Consider the following 14,871-nt stretch of genomic DNA (forward strand, 5'->3'; position numbering starts at 1 on the left):
ATTATAGTACCTCCGGCGCAAGGCTGATGATTTTCATGTGCTTCTTGGCGCGCAACTCGCGAACCACCGGGCCAAAGATACGCGTGCCGATAGGCTCCTGCGCGTTATTGACCAGAACTGCAGCATTGCTGTCGAAACGGATAACCGAACCGTCTTTGCGGCGGATATCTTTCTTCGTGCGCACGATCACGGCCCGGTGAACGTCACCTTTTTTGACCTTGCCGCGCGGAGCAGCTTCTTTGATCGACACAACAATAATGTCACCAACGCCAGCAAAACGGCGTTTTGAACCGCCGAGCACCTTAATGCACTGTACGCGTTTGGCTCCGCTGTTGTCAGCGACCTCCAGGTTCGATTGCATCTGGATCATGGATCCAATTCCTTCTTCATTCCGCCCAAGCCACAATCAACGTGGCCCGGAGCATTACATTAACTCTCGGCTTTTTCTTCAGCCGCTGCTTCTTCTGCCTTGGGTTCGGCTGCTGGCTTTTCAGGAGCCTTGATCTTGTCATCAGCAGGATCGTTTTTCGTCAATTCTTTAACCGTCGGCGTTGCAAGGCCTGCGGCCGCACCAACGCGCTCCAGAACTTTCCAGGTTTTCAGCTTGGAAATCGGGCGGGTTTCTTCGATCCGGACAGTTTCACCTGTCTTGATCTCGTTATTTTCATCATGCGCATGATACTTCTTCGTCCGGCGCATGATTTTGCCGTACAGCGGGTGCTTCACTTTGCGCTCGACATTAACAACAACGGTCTTGTCGCCTTTGTCTGACACCACAGTGCCGGTTAGAATACGTTTTGGCATATTGTTTCCTTACGCCTTTTCTTTGGCGGTAGTTTTGGACGTCGCAGCGGCGAGACGCTCGTTCTGCAGCGTTTTAATCTGTGCAATAGTCCGACGGACTTCACGCATCCGACTCGGTTTTTCGAGCTGGTTGGTCGCGGCCTGAAAGCGGAGGTTAAAGGCCTCTTTTTTCAAATCACCCAGATCGGCGGTCAATTGATCGTCGGTTTTCGTCCGCATATCTTCGATCTTGGCGCTACCGCCATTTTTTTTGTCAGCCATGTCCTTAACCCTCCAGATGCGAGGTGTCGCCGAGACGCGCCACAACTTTGGTTTTGATAGGAAGCTTCATCGCTGCGCGCTCGAAAGCAACCGCTGCAATTGGCCCGGGAACACCGTCAAGTTCAAACATGATCCGGCCTGGTTTTACCCGTGCCGCCCAATATTCAACCGAACCCTTACCTTTACCCTGACGGACTTCAGCGGGCTTCTTTGAAACCGGCACGTCCGGGAAAATACGGATCCACAAACGGCCTTGCCGTTTGATGTGACGGGTGATCGCACGGCGAGCCGCTTCGATCTGACGCGCGGTAATCCGGTCTGGCTCCATCGCTTTGAGGCCATAAGACCCAAAGTTCAGTGTCGTACCGCCGGGCGCATTGCCTTTTATCCGGCCTTTGAAAGCCTTGCGGAATTTATGTTTCTTGGGTTGCAGCATGATGCTCTACCTATTCCTCAAAAATCAACGTTGGTGATGCGGACGAACGCCGGAAGTCTGCGCTTCCACCATCAACCGATCTTGAGCCATCGGGTCGTGACCCAATATCTCGCCTTTGAAAATCCAGACCTTGATGCCGATGATGCCGTAAGCGGTCAGCGCTTCATATTCAGCATAGTCAATATTGGCGCGTAGCGTATGGAGCGGCACGCGGCCTTCACGGTACCATTCAACGCGGGCAATTTCTGCTCCACCCAAACGACCACCACAAACAATTTTAATACCTTCAGCGCCCAGACGAAGAGCCGACTGCACAGCGCGCTTCATGGCGCGACGGAATGCCACACGTCGGATCAGCTGATCGCCAATACCCTGTGCCACCAGTTGCGCGTCAACTTCCGGCTTGCGAATTTCAACAATATTCAAAGACACATCGCCGTTCGACATATCGCTCAACTTGCGACGCAGCTTTTCAATGTCCGCGCCTTTTTTGCCGATGATAACACCGGGGCGAGCGGCATAGATTGAAACGCGGCATGTTTTCGCAGGACGCTCGATCACAACTTTAGAAATTGCAGCCTGAGAAAGATTCTCAATAATATATTTCCGCATCTTGATGTCTTCCATCAAGAGATCGCCATAGTTGGAACCTTCCGCATACCAGCGGCTATCCCAAGTCCGGTTAATCTGCAGGCGAAGCCCGATAGGATTACTCTTTTGACCCATGGTTTACGCCTTTTCTTCTTCTTCATGCTCGCGAACGACAATGCGAACGCGGCTGAATGGCTTAAGAATTTGAGCAGAGCGACCACGTGCACGCGCTTTGAAACGCTTCATTGTGATGCCCTTGCCGACACTGGCTTCCTGAACGATCAACGCATCCACATCCAGATTATGGTTGTTTTCTGCGTTCGCGATTGCCGAAGCCAAAACTTTGCTGACATCTTTCGCCATTGCTTTTTTGGAGAAAGAAAGAATGTTCAGCGCGTCTTCCGCTTTGCGGCCGCGAATAAGCTGCGCAACAAGATTCAGCTTTTGAGCAGATCCACGGATGGAGTTGCCAACAGCCAAAGCTTCATTGTCGCCAACGCGGCGCGGTGATGATGCCTTACCCATTATTTCTTGCCTTTTTTGTCAGCGCCGTGGCCATAATAGTTACGCGTAGGAGCGAACTCGCCAAGCTTGTGACCGACCATGTCTTCATTCACGGAAACCGGAATGAACTTCATGCCGTTATAAACATTAAACGTCAGGCCAACGAAATCCGGAAGAACGGTGGAACGACGCGACCATGTTTTGATCGGTGTACGCTTATTCTCTTCCTGAGCGGTCTGCGCTTTTTTCAGCAGGTGGAGGTCAACAAATGGACCTTTTTTGATGGAACGAGCCATGCTTACCTCTTCTTCTTGGAATGACGCGACCGGATAATCATCTTGTCGGTCGTTTTATTCTTGCGGGTACGAGCACCCTTGGTTGGCTTACCCCAAGGCGTAACCGGGTGACGACCACCGGAGGTCCGACCTTCACCACCACCATGCGGGTGATCGACGGGGTTTTTAGCCACACCACGTGTCAAAGGACGACGGCCCTTCCAGCGGGTACGACCTGCTTTACCGAAATTCTGGTTCGAGTTATCGGGGTTTGAAACCGCGCCAACTGTCGCCATGCAATCGCTGCGCAAATAACGTTGTTCGCCTGATTTCATGCGAACGATAACCATGCCGCGGTCACGACCAACAATCTGGACATAAGCGCCGGCAGAGCGAGCAATCTGACCACCCTTGCCTGGCTTCATTTCCACATTGTGGATGATCGTACCAACCGGCATCTGCGACAGAAGCATGGCATTGCCAGGCTTCACGTCAACTTTTTCGCCCGCAATCACACTATCACCAACGTCGAGACGCTGCGGTGCAATGATATAGGCCAGCTCACCATCTTCATATTTCAGAAGCGCGATGAACGCAGTACGGTTGGGATCATATTCAAGCCGCTCAACGGTGGCAGCCATGTTCCATTTGCGCCGCTTGAAATCGATCAGGCGATATTTTTGTTTGTGGCCGCCAGCAATGCCGCGCGATGTGACATGGCCTTTGTTGTTACGTCCGCCGGTTTTATTCTTGCCTTCGACAAGTTTTTTGACCGGACGGCCTTTCCACAAGCCGCTCTTATCAACAAGGATAAGACCACGCTGTGCGGGGGTTGTCGGTTTATAGGATTTTAATGCCATGGTCCCTTAAACTCCCGTGGTGATGTCGATCGTCTGGCCTTCAGCCAAAGTCACAACAGCCTTTTTTACATCATTGCGTGTATAGGGGCGACCCTTCCACTTCTTGGTCTTGCCCTTTTGCACCAGCGTGTTGACGCCTTTGACTTTAACATCAAACAGCGCCTCGATAGCGGCTTTAATCTGCGGCTTGGTTGCGGTGTTCGCAACTTTGAAAACCACTGCATTATGCTCGCTAAGAAGTGTAGACTTCTCGGTGATGTGCGGGCCAACAATTACGTCATAGTGACGAATGTCGATTGCTTCTTTTTTAGCCATTGAAGCGCGCCTCCAGCTTTTCAACTGCGGCGCGTGTCAGCACCAGAGTTTCGTGGTTCAAAATGTCGTAAACATTGGCACCAGCTGCTGGCATCACGTTCAGACGCGGAATATTGGAAGATGCTTTTGAAAAAGCCTCGTTCACAGCATCGCCGTCCATGACCAGAGCAGATTTACCAAAGCCCAGTTTCGAAATTGTCGCTATCAGCGCCTTCGTCTTGGCTTCTTTTACGTCGAGATTTTCAAGAATGACCAGATTGTCGTTCTTCGCCTTGTCGCTCAGCGCCATTTTCAGACCCAATGCACGAACACGCTTGTTCAGCGAAGGATTGAAATCCCTCTTGCGTGCGCCATGGGCTTTACCACCGCCAACAAAAATCGGAGCGCGGCGATCGCCGTGACGAGCAGTACCGCCGCCTTTTTGATTGCCATATTTTTTACCGGTACGTGCTACATCGCTACGTTCGCGGGTCGGACGGGCCGTACCGCGGGCTTTTTCACGCTGCCAGTTGACAACACGATGCAGGATGTCCGCGCGCGCTTCCAGACCGAAGACGTCATCGTTCAATTCGATATCGCCTTTGGCTCCAGAGGCCTTGGCGCCGTCGAGGGTTATGACCTTATGTTTCATGGTTTAGCCCTCCTTCCCTTCTGCATCCGAAGCAGCGGGTGCTTCTGCAGCCGGTGTTTCAGCGGGAGCTGCTTCTGCTGGCGTTTCCGCTGCAGCTGTTACAACTTCTTCTTCTACTGCAGCGACCGGAGCCTCATCAGCAGGTTTTTCTTCTGCGTTGCCGCGCGTTGCGCCAGGGAATGGCAGACCTTCAGGAGCGGCAACTTTCACTGCATCCTTCACCAGAAGCCATCCGCCCTTTGAACCAGGCACACTGCCACGAACAAAAATCAGGCCGCGATCCGCATCGGTGCGAACAACTTCCAGATTTTGCTGGGTGCGATTTTTCGCGCCCATATGACCGGCCATTTTCTTGCCTTTAAAGACCTTACCCGGATCCTGGTTTTGACCGGTAGAACCATGTGCACGGTGAGAGATAGAAACACCGTGGGTTGCGCGCATACCGCCAAAACCCCAGCGCTTCATAGCACCGGCAAAGCCTTTACCTTGGGTAACACCTTGAATATCTACCATCTGACCAGCCAAAAAGTGGTCAGCGGATACGGTTGCACCAATGGGGAGCAAAGCATCTTCGCTATCAACCCGGAATTCGGCAACACGCGCCTTTGGCTCAACTTCTGCCTTGGCAAAAGCTTCACGTTGCGGCTTGTTTACATTTTTCGCTTTACGGGCACCAGCACCAAGCTGAACGGCAAAATAGCCATCACGTTCCTGATTGCGGGCTCCAACAACCTGGCATTCTTCCAAGGAAAGAACGGTAACCGGCACATGCTGGCCGTCCTCCTGAAACAAGCGGGTCATCCCCATTTTCTTCGCGATCACGCCTGTACGCACGATCAGTCTCCTTCACAGAGGCCGACGGGACCATTCCCCCCGGCTTGCCAACCCAAATTGTCGTGCATCACCCCGTCCGGGCTGTAAAAGCTTCACAAATGATGCGAAGCAGACGGGGGACGCTTACCCGGCATATCCCTTCACAAGAAGGCACCGGAGGTATCCCAATGTCTCGCCCCGCTTTATTTGCGGAGCAAAATCGGCCTAAGCCAGCTTAATCTCAACGTTTACACCGGCAGCAAGATCAAGCTTCATCAAAGCATCGACTGTTTGCGGTGTGGGCTGCACGATATCGAGCAACCTTTTGTAAGTCCGCACCTCGAACTGCTCACGCGATTTTTTATCGACGTGGGGTCCGCGGTTTACGGTGAATTTCTCAATGTGCGTTGGCAGTGGTATTGGTCCACGGATGAGCGCGCCGGTGCGGCGAGCGGTGTCAGCGATATCGCCGGTTGCCTGATCGAGAACCCGATGATCGAATGCTTTCAAGCGTATGCGAATATTCTGCGTTTCCATGAACCTGTACCAATGTCAAAGAGCCAAAAATAAACCGCCCCGATTCTGCCCTAAATTTTCTAAGGCGAAAGGCCGGAGCGGCTGAAAAACTGGCCGACCGAATCAATGACCCGGTCGGCGAAGCAGTCCTATATTACTTCGTTACGTTGCTGACAACCCCTGATCCAACAGTACGGCCACCTTCGCGAATTGCGAAGCGAAGACCTGGATCCATAGCGATTGGTGCAATCAATTTAACAGCGATTGTTACGTTGTCGCCTGGCATAACCATTTCCGTACCTTCTGGCAGGATAACTTCGCCGGTAACGTCCGTTGTGCGGAAGTAGAATTGTGGGCGATAGTTAGCAAAGAATGGTGTATGACGGCCACCCTCGTCTTTGGAAAGCACATAGACTTCAGCGTCAAACTCGGTGTGAGGAGTGATCGAACCTGGCTTACAAAGAACCTGGCCACGCTCAACTTCTTCACGAGCAACGCCGCGAATAAGAGCGCCGATGTTATCGCCAGCTTGACCGGAGTCGAGAAGCTTGCGGAACATTTCAACGCCGGTAACAGTTGTCTTCGTGGTATCTTTGATTCCAACGATTTCACATTCGTCCCCAACATTCACAATGCCGGTTTCAACACGACCGGTAACAACCGTACCGCGACCTGAAATCGAGAAAACATCTTCGATTGGCATCAAGAACGCTTGGTCAACTGGACGCTCTGGCTGAGGAATGGCTTCATCAACAGCTTTCATCAGCTCAAGAATGGAGTTCTTGCCAATTTCATCGTCGCGGCCCTCAAGAGCTGCAAGAGCAGAACCCTTGATGATAGGAATATCGTCGCCGGGGAAGTCGTAAGAAGAGAGAAGCTCGCGGATTTCCATTTCGACCAGCTCGATCAGCTCGTCATCATCAACCTGATCAACCTTGTTCATGTAAACAACCAGCGCTGGAACACCAACCTGACGCGCAAGCAGGATATGCTCGCGGGTTTGTGGCATTGGACCGTCAGCAGCGTTCACAACCAAAATGCCGCCGTCCATCTGTGCAGCACCAGTGATCATGTTTTTCACATAGTCAGCGTGGCCCGGGCAATCAACGTGCGCATAGTGGCGGTTTTCGGTTTCATATTCAACGTGCGCTGTTGAAATGGTGATGCCGCGCTCACGCTCTTCAGGAGCTTTATCGATATTTGCGAAGTCAACAGCGACGCCGCCGGTTGATTCAGCAAGCACCTTCGTGATCGCTGCGGTCAACGTGGTTTTGCCGTGGTCAACATGACCGATCGTGCCAACGTTACAGTGCGGCTTGTTGCGCTCAAACTTTGCTTTTGCCATTATATAATACCTCTAATTTCTATCGTCTTGATAGTCCGTGCCGCGCTTTGGCGAGACTATACAAATCTGTCAACACCCTTTTATCAGTTGGGTAATTTTCTTACCCAATGCTCAAAAAGGAAGCGCAATATCTTATGAGAAAGCGGCGACTAAGCCATCTTCTCCTTGATTTCCTCTGCTACATTATTCGGCACTTGCTCATAGTGAGAGAATTGCATCGAATAATTTGCCCGGCCCTGACTGAAGGAACGCAGCTCGTTCACATAACCAAACATATTGGCGAGTGGGACCAGAGCATCCACAACCTGGGCGATGCCCCGAGAATCAGTACCCTGAATTTGACCGCGACGACTGTTCAAGTCTCCGATCACATCACCAAGATAATCTTCCGGAGTAACAACCTCGACCTTCATGATAGGCTCTAGCAATTTAATGCCCGACTTCTGGGCCGCTTCGCGCATAGCTGCGCGCGCTGCAATTTCAAAAGCCAGCGCCGAACTATCAACATCATGATATGCACCGTCAAAAACGCGGATATTAAAGTCGATGATCGGGAAGCCAATCAGGCTTCCGGTATCAGCGGTTTCACGCATACCTTTTTCAACAGACGGGATATATTCCTTGGGAATATTTCCGCCCTTGATTTCGTCTTCAAAGGTGATGCCGGAGCCGCGCTCGCCCGGCGTCACTTCAAACTTGATCCGCGCAAACTGACCGGAACCGCCGGATTGCTTTTTATGTGTGTAATCAACTTCGACAGCTTTGCCGAGTGATTCGCGGTAAGCAACCTGCGGCGCACCAACATTGGCTTCCACTTTAAATTCGCGGCGCATACGGTCGACTAGAATGTCGAGGTGAAGCTCGCCCATGCCTTTAATGATCGTCTGCCCTGACTCATGGTCAGTCGTCACCCGGAAGCTTGGATCTTCAGCGGCCAAGCGGTTCAAGGCAACGCCCATTTTCTCCTGGTCCGCTTTGGTTTTGGGTTCCACGCTCAGTTCGATAACTGGCTCGGGAAATTCCATCCGCTCCAATATGATCGGGCTTTCTGTTGCACAAAGCGTATCGCCGGTGGTGGTTGTTTTCATACCCGCCAGAGCAACAATGTCACCAGCAAATGCCTCATCAATGTCCTTCCGGTCATTGGAGTGCATTTCCAAAATACGGCCGACTTTTTCTTTCTTGTCCTTAACCGAGTTCAGCAGCGTGCCCTTTTCCAGCTTACCGGAATAGATGCGGCAGAAGGTCAGCGTCCCCACAAACGGATCGTTCATGACTTTGAACGCCAAGGCAGCAAAAGGCGCTTCATCGCTTGATGGACGCGAATCTTCGTCCAGGCTGTCCGGCTTCACGCCTTTAATCGCCGGAACATCCAGCGGGCTAGGCATATAATCAACAACCGCGTCGAGCAGAGGTTGAACGCCTTTGTTCTTAAACGCGCTACCGCACAGAACCGGAACAAAGCTCTGATTCAAAGTGCCTTTACGGATGAGCGATTTCAAGGTCGCAGCATCCGGCATTTTGCCTTCAAAATACGCTTCCATCGCATCATCATCTTGCTCGATAACCAGTTCGATCAGCTTCTCGCGATATTCAGCCGCTTCATCCGCCATGTCGGCAGGAATTTCGCCATAAGTATATTCTGCGCCGAGATCTTCGTTCTTCCAGGTGATCGAACGTTCGTTCACCAGATCGACCAAACCGACCAAGCTGGATTCAATACCGATTGGCAAATAAAGCACAGCCGGCGTCGCGCCGAGACGATCGATGATCGACTGCACACAATATTTAAAGTCAGCGCCGGTGCGGTCGAGCTTGTTAATGAAGCACATCCGCGGCACTTTATATTTGTCAGCTTGACGCCATACGGTTTCAGACTGCGGCTCAACGCCGGCAACGCCATCAAAACAGGCTACCGCGCCATCGAGCACACGCAGCGAACGTTCAACTTCAATCGTGAAGTCAACGTGACCAGGCGTATCAATAATATTGATCCGGTGCTCGGGACCCTTGCGGTCTTCGGCCTGCCAGAAACAGGTGGTCGCAGCAGAGGTAATGGTAATCCCACGCTCTTGCTCTTGCTCCATCCAGTCCATCGTCGCCGCGCCATCATGCACTTCGCCGATTTTATAGGACTTGCCTGTATAATAGAGGATGCGTTCCGTGGTCGTGGTTTTACCGGCATCAATATGGGCCATAATGCCGATATTGCGATATCTGTCGAGCGGATGGCTGCGTGCCATAGTCTTTACTCCAAATGCGGGGGCCTAATTTCTGCGCCGCCCTATAGTTAATATGGCCAGCAAATGCCAGCCCTGTGATTGCAATGTGCTCCGCACTTGATGCGGAGCTTCCCAAGATCGGTGTGAAGGCTCCGCATCAAGTGCGGAGCACCTCAATTTCTACCAGCGGTAATGCGCGAACGCACGGTTGGCTTCTGCCATCTTGTGCGAATCTTCCCGCTTCTTCACCGCGTTGCCGCGGTTGTTGGAAGCATCGAGAATTTCACCCGACAGACGAGCCGCCATGGTGGTTTCGCTGCGTGAACGGGCTGCAGAAATCATCCAGCGGATGGCCAATGCCTGCGCACGTTCGGGACGTACTTCAACCGGCACCTGATAGGTCGCACCACCAACACGGCGGCTGCGCACTTCAATGCCTGGCTTGATATTGTTCAGCGCATCGTGAAAAAGCTCCAGCGGATCTTTTTTCGCTTTGGCTTCAACACTGTCAAAAGCACCGTAAACAATTTTCTCGGCGGTGGATTTCTTACCATCCACCATGAGGTTGTTCATGAATTTTGAAAGGACCAGATCCTTGAATTTTGGATCAGGAAGGATAACCCGTTTTTCGGGACGACGACGACGTGACATATCTTATAACTCCGAAACTGATCTTATTTAGGACGCTTGGCGCCATATTTCGAACGGCTCTGCTTGCGGTCTTTAACGCCTTGCGTATCAAGAACGCCGCGCAGCACATGGTAACGCACACCGGGAAGGTCGCGCACACGGCCGCCACGAATGAGAACAACACTATGCTCCTGAAGGTTGTGACCTTCACCGGGAATATAGCTGATGACCTCACGCTGGTTGGTCAGGCGAACCTTGGCAACCTTACGCAGAGCGGAGTTTGGTTTCTTCGGAGTCGTGGTATAAACCCGGGTGCAAACGCCGCGTTTCTGCGGGTTGGCTTCCATCGCTGGAACTTTGGATTTCACCTTCTGAGGCACCCGCCCTTTACGGACGAGCTGATTAATCGTTGGCATAAAGTCTTCACCTTATAGTAGAATGTCCTGCATTATGCAGGGGTTACTCTCACCGTATTTTGGTACGGCAAGTGTTTTGCCTATGTAGCTTTCCCGCTGGGTCAGATGCGACCCGCCCCAACAAGAGCGCGGCCCTTAGCGGGGATTCGGGTGGGGGTCAAGGGGATCAATTGTTTCCAAATTGCTTCGACCAGGCCTTCTTTGTGAAGATTTTTCTATTCGGATCAGCAATGAACTTTTCGAATCTTTTTATAACTTCGATTCTTTTCGTTTCGGTAAGAAGGAGGTACAAGATTTCCACCGTTCTGCAAAAATCAATAAACTGAAACTGGGCACCCCGATACTCTAAAACATCATTGGTCAATTTGAGACTACTTGCGTCGTTAGGCATTCGGCATACAAATGTGATTGGAGCGTTGCTCAATCCTTGTTTGGCAAAGGACTCCACGGCAGCATCCAATCGTTCCTCATCCACTGGCTTACAGGTCACTTCAAAATAGTTTCCTGCTTCATCGTTAGCCAACGATTCCCAAATGTCAGCCGGTTTGTTCGAAGTAGTATTTGTACCAAAGACGCTTTCGTTGACTCCCAATACAGCCTCAAAGTCTGTGTCCGTTGATCTGAGAAATGCTAAAATTAAACCAAACAAATATTGGGGTACCGAGCCTCCCTCTGGAGTTGAAACGGCAAACTTGGCCAATTTGCTACCTGTCTCCATCGGAGCAACAGTGTCCAAATTCTGCAATGTCACTTCAAGTTGACCGATTTCCTCGGCATATTGAAGCAATCGCTGGATGAACATCAGAATTAGATCATCTCTAAATTCCAAGTTTCCCCAGTGGCTATTTATACGCCTTATGTAGTCAACTGCTGCTAATGCAGCATCTTCCGGCTTTCGACCCTCTGCCCACTTTTCATCAATGACTTGCACATTCTTGGCCACATTTAATGGAGCACTAGCTCCTGTAGGAATGCTGTACTTTTTCAAAATCGGCCGGATGCCTCTCTCAAAAATAGCGCGCGGATGTATGGAACCGAATTCGTTGGATGAATTTATGTCTTCGCGAACCATTTTCCCTAATATTGCAGTCAATGTGATCCCTCGAAATCCATCAGTAGGAATTGGGATTAATCGCTCCAAAACGGCCCGTTCGTTTTTGTATCGATCCACAGCAGGCCCTTCTCCTGCATTTACTCGCTCAATAAGTACTTCCAATTGATCGGCAACAAACTGATTTCGCTCCGCTGGCTTCACTTTTTCATTCCTATGTTTGCACTTGCTCGCTACCGTTATGGCCGAACTTGATCAATCAACAACAGTTATCTATTTGCTATTAGAGATAGAGTTCGGTACAAAGCATGAACAAATGAAGAGGCAAGTTATGGATACACCGTCAGTCGTCTCACTTTTTTCCGGTGCTGGAGGATTCGATATCGGATTTGATCAAGCTGGATTTCAAACAGTCTGGGCAAACGAACTAAACATTGATGCTTGCGACTCCTTTGATCAAAAATTTGGTGACGGGTTTATTACTAGAGGGTCAATTATTGATCATATTGATGACCTTAAAAATTTGTCATCACCCGATGTGTTGATTGGCGGCCCTCCTTGCCAAGGGTTTAGCGTGGCTGGGTATATGGATCTCAATGATCCGCGTTCAGAACTTGTCTTTACCTATATGAAAGCCCTTCGTATTTTAAAGCCCAAGGCTTTCATTCTTGAAAACGTGAAAGCTCTCGCGGTACTCGAAAAATTTCGTCACATACGAGAACGCTTAATCCGAGAAGCTAGAGCAGCTGGTTACAATACGGATATCGTTGTTGTGAAGTCATCGGATTATGGAGTTCCTCAAGCCAGAGAAAGAATGTTAATTGTTGGTTTTCAAAATCATTCATTCGATGATTTTGAATCTTTTTTGCATACTCAGCGAGAACCAGCAAAACCTCTCCGTAAAGCGATTTCTCATCTCGGCCGCGCAGGCTCCAAAACGAATCCTCGAATCTGCAAAGCAAAGGTGACGATTGCGCAGAATCCGATTCTAAGAAAATCACCCTACGCTGGAATGATGTTCAACGGTCAAGGTCGCCCCTTGAATCTCGATGGGTACGCATCGACACTTCCTGCCTCCATGGGCGGTAATAGAACGCCAATTGTGGATGAGGAGCAACTTTACGGTGGTCTAAGTCCTTGGATTGACGTCTATCATCGTCAACTAATAGAAGGCGGCAAGGTCTGGTCAAATCATGAAGCGCCTAGAAGACTCCGTCGGCTAACGATTGATGAGGCGGCAACAATTCAAACATTCCCATCAAAGCATGTATTTAGCGGCAAAACATCTTCCGTGTTTTCTCAGATCGGCAATGCGGTACCTTGTGAACTTGCGAGAAAAATTGCGCTATCTGTTAAGGCAGTCCTAGGTGGATACAAATCGAATAGTTTACCCAATCAGATTAAAGTGGCTTGATTTTTCATAGGGCGACGATGTCACCCCAAAACCGACAACCGCACTCCCATTGCCCGCAGCATATTCAAGAAAGTCTCCAGCGTCATATTGTCGTTCGGCCCGAGCGCCCGAAAGCAAATTAAGCATGGCGTCTGCAGCGTGATCTTGCTCTCCTTAAGCCCCTCCTCTTCAGGGGAGGGGTTGGGGTGTGGGGGCTGCCGTCGAAGAAATTGGGTTACGATAAAAACAGAAATTTCGTCTTGGCAACCAGATCAAAGCGCCGACCGGAGACATGGCATCAAGGCCAGAGGCCCCACCCCTTCCCCCTCCCCTAAAGGAGGAGGGGCTTATTTATTATGCCCCGTCCCCAACCAAACCAGCACCAGCGCAATCACCGCCGGCACGGTTTGCACCAATGCGATGCGCGGCGATACGGTGGTGGCGCCGAATATTCCGGCGATCGCGACGAACAACAAAAAACATGTCGCAACGCGGCGATGCCATATAGGGTCTTTGATAAACAGCGACCAGATCAAGCCAGCAGCAAGGAAGCTGTTATAAAGCCCCTGATTGGCCGCCATCGCCGTGGTCGGTTCAAACAAATCCGCAGGAAAGGCAGAAAAAACCGCCGGGCCTCTGGTGGTCCAGGCAAATATCTCAAACCAGGCGATATATAAATGCAGCGCGGCAATCAGCCCGATGCATATCGATGCCAGTAATTTCATTGTGCCTCTCCCGCGATGCTGGATCACTATACGGTGCGGGCGAACAAGCACAAGCGGTCCGCTGGATTACCCAAAATCAGATGAAGCAAAGCGCCTGCCGCGTGATCTTGCTCTCCTCGGCCATCGCAGTCATGCCTTTGGCACGCGCGACATCGTTTAGCGCCGCGCGGAACAACGCCGCGTCATTTTCCTCAAACGCAGCCTGCAAATAGGTCGCGATCATGACCGGGCTGTCGAGATATTCCGCAGCGTCAAATTCTGTTGTGGTCATTTGTTGTTATTGGAGCAAATTTGACTTGCTGTAATCTAAAGGTGACATTTTACGGTCGTCATCCTGAACTTGTTTCAGGATCTCCGGAGGCGTGTGTGAAAGTCATGGAATGCTGAGTCCAAGACCAGCGAGGGTAAACAAGTTCAGCATGACGAATTTGGCAGGCCTTTCCTACATGCACCTGCCCCGGTATCATCTCGTGCGGCTCTTTGAAAATCCAGACTTCCACGACCGTGACATATCGGCATCCTACATAGCGCCCAGCGGTTCAGACTCTTTCTGAAGTTCAAACAAAGCTCTCATAGGCCCCAACTTTGACAAACTTAGGAATGGATCAGCAACCCAAACGCCTAGTCCCGCCGCAGCACGGGCAGCCACAGCAGCAGCAAGGCAATCACCGCCGGCCCGGCCTGCGCAATCGCTACATCGGGCGATACGCGGTATCCACCTAATATTCCCGCCGCCGCGACAAATAGCAAAAAGCAGGTCGCAATCCGCTTTTGCCACAGCGCATTCTTGATGCACAGCGTCCAGATCAGCCCTGCAGCCAGCAGCGCATTATACACGCCCTGATTGGCGGCCATTGCTCTGGTTGGTTCAAAAAGATCGCGCGGAAGGTCGGGAAAGGCAATCGGCCCCTGTGTCTCCCACTGGAATATCCCGAACCACGCAATGTAAATGTGGAGCAAGGCAATCAGGCCGATCAGGATCGCCGCTAGCTTCGTCATAGTGTATTCCCCGATGTCAGGGAGATGACTAAGGCTCGGTGCCGATAATGGCAATGGTGATGGTGATGGTGATGGTGATGGGCG

General features: G+C 51.1%; 20 protein-coding genes and 1 pseudogene. 1 reads left to right on the forward strand and 20 read right to left on the reverse strand.

Annotated elements, in window-relative coordinates:
• Position 1 precedes the first annotated feature (1 nt).
• From rplN to HF685_RS08025, 17 genes and pseudogenes are all read right to left on the reverse strand, one after another.
• Entirely contained in the window at positions 2 to 370 is a 369-nt protein-coding gene (gene rplN / locus HF685_RS07945; RefSeq protein ID WP_074204535.1) for a 50S ribosomal protein L14, read from the reverse strand.
• Positions 371 to 561: 191 nt separating this feature from the next.
• Positions 562 to 804 (reverse strand): annotated as a pseudogene (gene rpsQ / locus HF685_RS16345) (30S ribosomal protein S17); the annotation flags it as partial.
• Between the two features lie 9 nt (positions 805 to 813).
• Entirely contained in the window at positions 814 to 1,065 is a 252-nt protein-coding gene (gene rpmC, locus HF685_RS07955) for a 50S ribosomal protein L29 (protein ID WP_281352755.1), read from the reverse strand.
• Positions 1,066 to 1,069: 4 nt separating this feature from the next.
• Positions 1,070 to 1,501, reverse strand: coding sequence for a 50S ribosomal protein L16 (rplP, locus tag HF685_RS07960; RefSeq protein ID WP_168819119.1), 432 nt, complete (start codon positions 1,499 to 1,501; stop codon positions 1,070 to 1,072).
• Between the two features lie 24 nt (positions 1,502 to 1,525).
• The gene (rpsC, locus tag HF685_RS07965) at positions 1,526 to 2,227 is read right to left on the reverse strand and encodes a 30S ribosomal protein S3 (RefSeq protein WP_168819121.1); all 702 of its coding nucleotides are present in this window, start codon (positions 2,225 to 2,227) and stop codon (positions 1,526 to 1,528) included.
• Between the two features lie 3 nt (positions 2,228 to 2,230).
• Positions 2,231 to 2,617, reverse strand: coding sequence for a 50S ribosomal protein L22 (gene rplV / locus HF685_RS07970; RefSeq protein WP_168819123.1), 387 nt, complete (start codon positions 2,615 to 2,617; stop codon positions 2,231 to 2,233).
• The gene (gene rpsS / locus HF685_RS07975; RefSeq protein WP_168819125.1) at positions 2,617 to 2,892 is read right to left on the reverse strand and encodes a 30S ribosomal protein S19; all 276 of its coding nucleotides are present in this window, start codon (positions 2,890 to 2,892) and stop codon (positions 2,617 to 2,619) included. The genes rplV and rpsS overlap by 1 nt, the downstream gene beginning before the upstream one ends.
• Positions 2,893 to 2,894: 2 nt before the next feature.
• Entirely contained in the window at positions 2,895 to 3,731 is an 837-nt protein-coding gene (gene rplB / locus HF685_RS07980; protein ID WP_168819127.1) for a 50S ribosomal protein L2, read from the reverse strand.
• Positions 3,732 to 3,737: 6 nt separating this feature from the next.
• Positions 3,738 to 4,046 carry a 50S ribosomal protein L23 gene (locus HF685_RS07985; protein WP_168819128.1) on the reverse strand — a complete coding sequence of 103 codons (309 nt, stop codon included), beginning with the start codon at positions 4,044 to 4,046 and terminating at the stop codon, positions 3,738 to 3,740.
• Positions 4,039 to 4,677, reverse strand: a complete 639-nt coding sequence (gene rplD / locus HF685_RS07990) for a 50S ribosomal protein L4 (protein ID WP_168819130.1) — start codon at positions 4,675 to 4,677, stop codon at positions 4,039 to 4,041. Before rplD ends, HF685_RS07985 begins: the two co-directional genes overlap by 8 nt.
• A 3-nt stretch (positions 4,678 to 4,680) precedes the next feature.
• Entirely contained in the window at positions 4,681 to 5,511 is an 831-nt protein-coding gene (rplC, locus tag HF685_RS07995) for a 50S ribosomal protein L3 (protein ID WP_168819132.1), read from the reverse strand.
• Between the two features lie 204 nt (positions 5,512 to 5,715).
• Positions 5,716 to 6,027 carry a 30S ribosomal protein S10 gene (rpsJ, locus tag HF685_RS08000; protein WP_066744965.1) on the reverse strand — a complete coding sequence of 104 codons (312 nt, stop codon included), beginning with the start codon at positions 6,025 to 6,027 and terminating at the stop codon, positions 5,716 to 5,718.
• A gap of 133 nt (positions 6,028 to 6,160) precedes the next feature.
• On the reverse strand, positions 6,161 to 7,351 hold the full coding sequence (gene tuf, locus HF685_RS08005) for an elongation factor Tu (protein WP_168819134.1): 1,191 nt from the start codon (positions 7,349 to 7,351) through the stop codon (positions 6,161 to 6,163).
• 149 nt (positions 7,352 to 7,500) lie between these two features.
• Positions 7,501 to 9,594: an elongation factor G gene (gene fusA / locus HF685_RS08010; RefSeq protein WP_168819136.1), complete on the reverse strand. Its 2,094-nt coding sequence runs from the start codon at positions 9,592 to 9,594 to the stop codon at positions 7,501 to 7,503.
• Positions 9,595 to 9,753: 159 nt separating this feature from the next.
• Complete coding sequence (gene rpsG / locus HF685_RS08015) at positions 9,754 to 10,224, reverse strand: 30S ribosomal protein S7 (RefSeq protein ID WP_168819138.1); 471 nt, start codon at positions 10,222 to 10,224, stop codon at positions 9,754 to 9,756.
• Between the two features lie 23 nt (positions 10,225 to 10,247).
• Complete coding sequence (gene rpsL / locus HF685_RS08020) at positions 10,248 to 10,619, reverse strand: 30S ribosomal protein S12 (RefSeq protein ID WP_066744956.1); 372 nt, start codon at positions 10,617 to 10,619, stop codon at positions 10,248 to 10,250.
• A gap of 166 nt (positions 10,620 to 10,785) precedes the next feature.
• Positions 10,786 to 11,874 carry a hypothetical protein gene (locus tag HF685_RS08025; RefSeq protein WP_168819139.1) on the reverse strand — a complete coding sequence of 363 codons (1,089 nt, stop codon included), beginning with the start codon at positions 11,872 to 11,874 and terminating at the stop codon, positions 10,786 to 10,788.
• A gap of 37 nt (positions 11,875 to 11,911) precedes the next feature.
• Between HF685_RS08025 and HF685_RS08030 the strand changes: the two genes are divergently transcribed.
• Positions 11,912 to 13,084: a DNA cytosine methyltransferase gene (locus tag HF685_RS08030; protein ID WP_168819141.1), complete on the forward strand. Its 1,173-nt coding sequence runs from the start codon at positions 11,912 to 11,914 to the stop codon at positions 13,082 to 13,084.
• 326 nt (positions 13,085 to 13,410) lie between these two features.
• On the opposite strand, the gene HF685_RS08035 is transcribed toward HF685_RS08030, so the two are convergent.
• The 3 genes from HF685_RS08035 to HF685_RS08045 all read right to left on the reverse strand — a co-directional run bounded on the left by HF685_RS08035 (position 13,411) and on the right by HF685_RS08045 (position 14,787).
• Positions 13,411 to 13,788, reverse strand: a complete 378-nt coding sequence (locus HF685_RS08035) for a DUF1304 domain-containing protein (protein WP_168819143.1) — start codon at positions 13,786 to 13,788, stop codon at positions 13,411 to 13,413.
• A gap of 76 nt (positions 13,789 to 13,864) precedes the next feature.
• On the reverse strand, positions 13,865 to 14,059 hold the full coding sequence (locus HF685_RS08040; RefSeq protein ID WP_168819145.1) for an addiction module antidote protein: 195 nt from the start codon (positions 14,057 to 14,059) through the stop codon (positions 13,865 to 13,867).
• Between the two features lie 350 nt (positions 14,060 to 14,409).
• Complete coding sequence (locus tag HF685_RS08045) at positions 14,410 to 14,787, reverse strand: DUF1304 domain-containing protein (RefSeq protein ID WP_168819147.1); 378 nt, start codon at positions 14,785 to 14,787, stop codon at positions 14,410 to 14,412.
• Positions 14,788 to 14,871: the final 84 nt, after the last annotated feature.

Origin of the sequence: Parasphingorhabdus halotolerans (assembly GCF_012516475.1) — a bacterium.
In the GTDB taxonomy this organism is placed as follows: Bacteria; Pseudomonadota; Alphaproteobacteria; order Sphingomonadales; family Sphingomonadaceae; genus Parasphingorhabdus; species Parasphingorhabdus halotolerans.

Coding starts and splice junctions, on each gene's coding strand:
- rpsL (WP_066744956.1), bottom strand. CDS start 10,619: ATGCCAACGATTAATCAGCTCGTCCGTAAAGGGCGGGTGCCTCAGAAG.
- rplP (WP_168819119.1), bottom strand. CDS start 1,501: ATGCTGCAACCCAAGAAACATAAATTCCGCAAGGCTTTCAAAGGCCGG.
- rplB (WP_168819127.1), bottom strand. CDS start 3,731: ATGGCATTAAAATCCTATAAACCGACAACCCCCGCACAGCGTGGTCTT.
- rpmC (WP_281352755.1), bottom strand. CDS start 1,065: ATGGCTGACAAAAAAAATGGCGGTAGCGCCAAGATCGAAGATATGCGG.
- HF685_RS08040 (WP_168819145.1), bottom strand. CDS start 14,059: ATGACCACAACAGAATTTGACGCTGCGGAATATCTCGACAGCCCGGTC.
- rplD (WP_168819130.1), bottom strand. CDS start 4,677: ATGAAACATAAGGTCATAACCCTCGACGGCGCCAAGGCCTCTGGAGCC.
- rpsG (WP_168819138.1), bottom strand. CDS start 10,224: ATGTCACGTCGTCGTCGTCCCGAAAAACGGGTTATCCTTCCTGATCCA.
- HF685_RS08045 (WP_168819147.1), bottom strand. CDS start 14,787: ATGACGAAGCTAGCGGCGATCCTGATCGGCCTGATTGCCTTGCTCCAC.
- HF685_RS08035 (WP_168819143.1), bottom strand. CDS start 13,788: ATGAAATTACTGGCATCGATATGCATCGGGCTGATTGCCGCGCTGCAT.
- fusA (WP_168819136.1), bottom strand. CDS start 9,594: ATGGCACGCAGCCATCCGCTCGACAGATATCGCAATATCGGCATTATG.
- rplV (WP_168819123.1), bottom strand. CDS start 2,617: ATGGGTAAGGCATCATCACCGCGCCGCGTTGGCGACAATGAAGCTTTG.
- HF685_RS08030 (WP_168819141.1), top strand. CDS start 11,912: ATGGCCGAACTTGATCAATCAACAACAGTTATCTATTTGCTATTAGAG.
- rplN (WP_074204535.1), bottom strand. CDS start 370: ATGATCCAGATGCAATCGAACCTGGAGGTCGCTGACAACAGCGGAGCC.
- rpsJ (WP_066744965.1), bottom strand. CDS start 6,027: ATGGAAACGCAGAATATTCGCATACGCTTGAAAGCATTCGATCATCGG.
- rpsC (WP_168819121.1), bottom strand. CDS start 2,227: ATGGGTCAAAAGAGTAATCCTATCGGGCTTCGCCTGCAGATTAACCGG.
- HF685_RS07985 (WP_168819128.1), bottom strand. CDS start 4,046: ATGGCTAAAAAAGAAGCAATCGACATTCGTCACTATGACGTAATTGTT.
- tuf (WP_168819134.1), bottom strand. CDS start 7,351: ATGGCAAAAGCAAAGTTTGAGCGCAACAAGCCGCACTGTAACGTTGGC.
- rpsS (WP_168819125.1), bottom strand. CDS start 2,892: ATGGCTCGTTCCATCAAAAAAGGTCCATTTGTTGACCTCCACCTGCTG.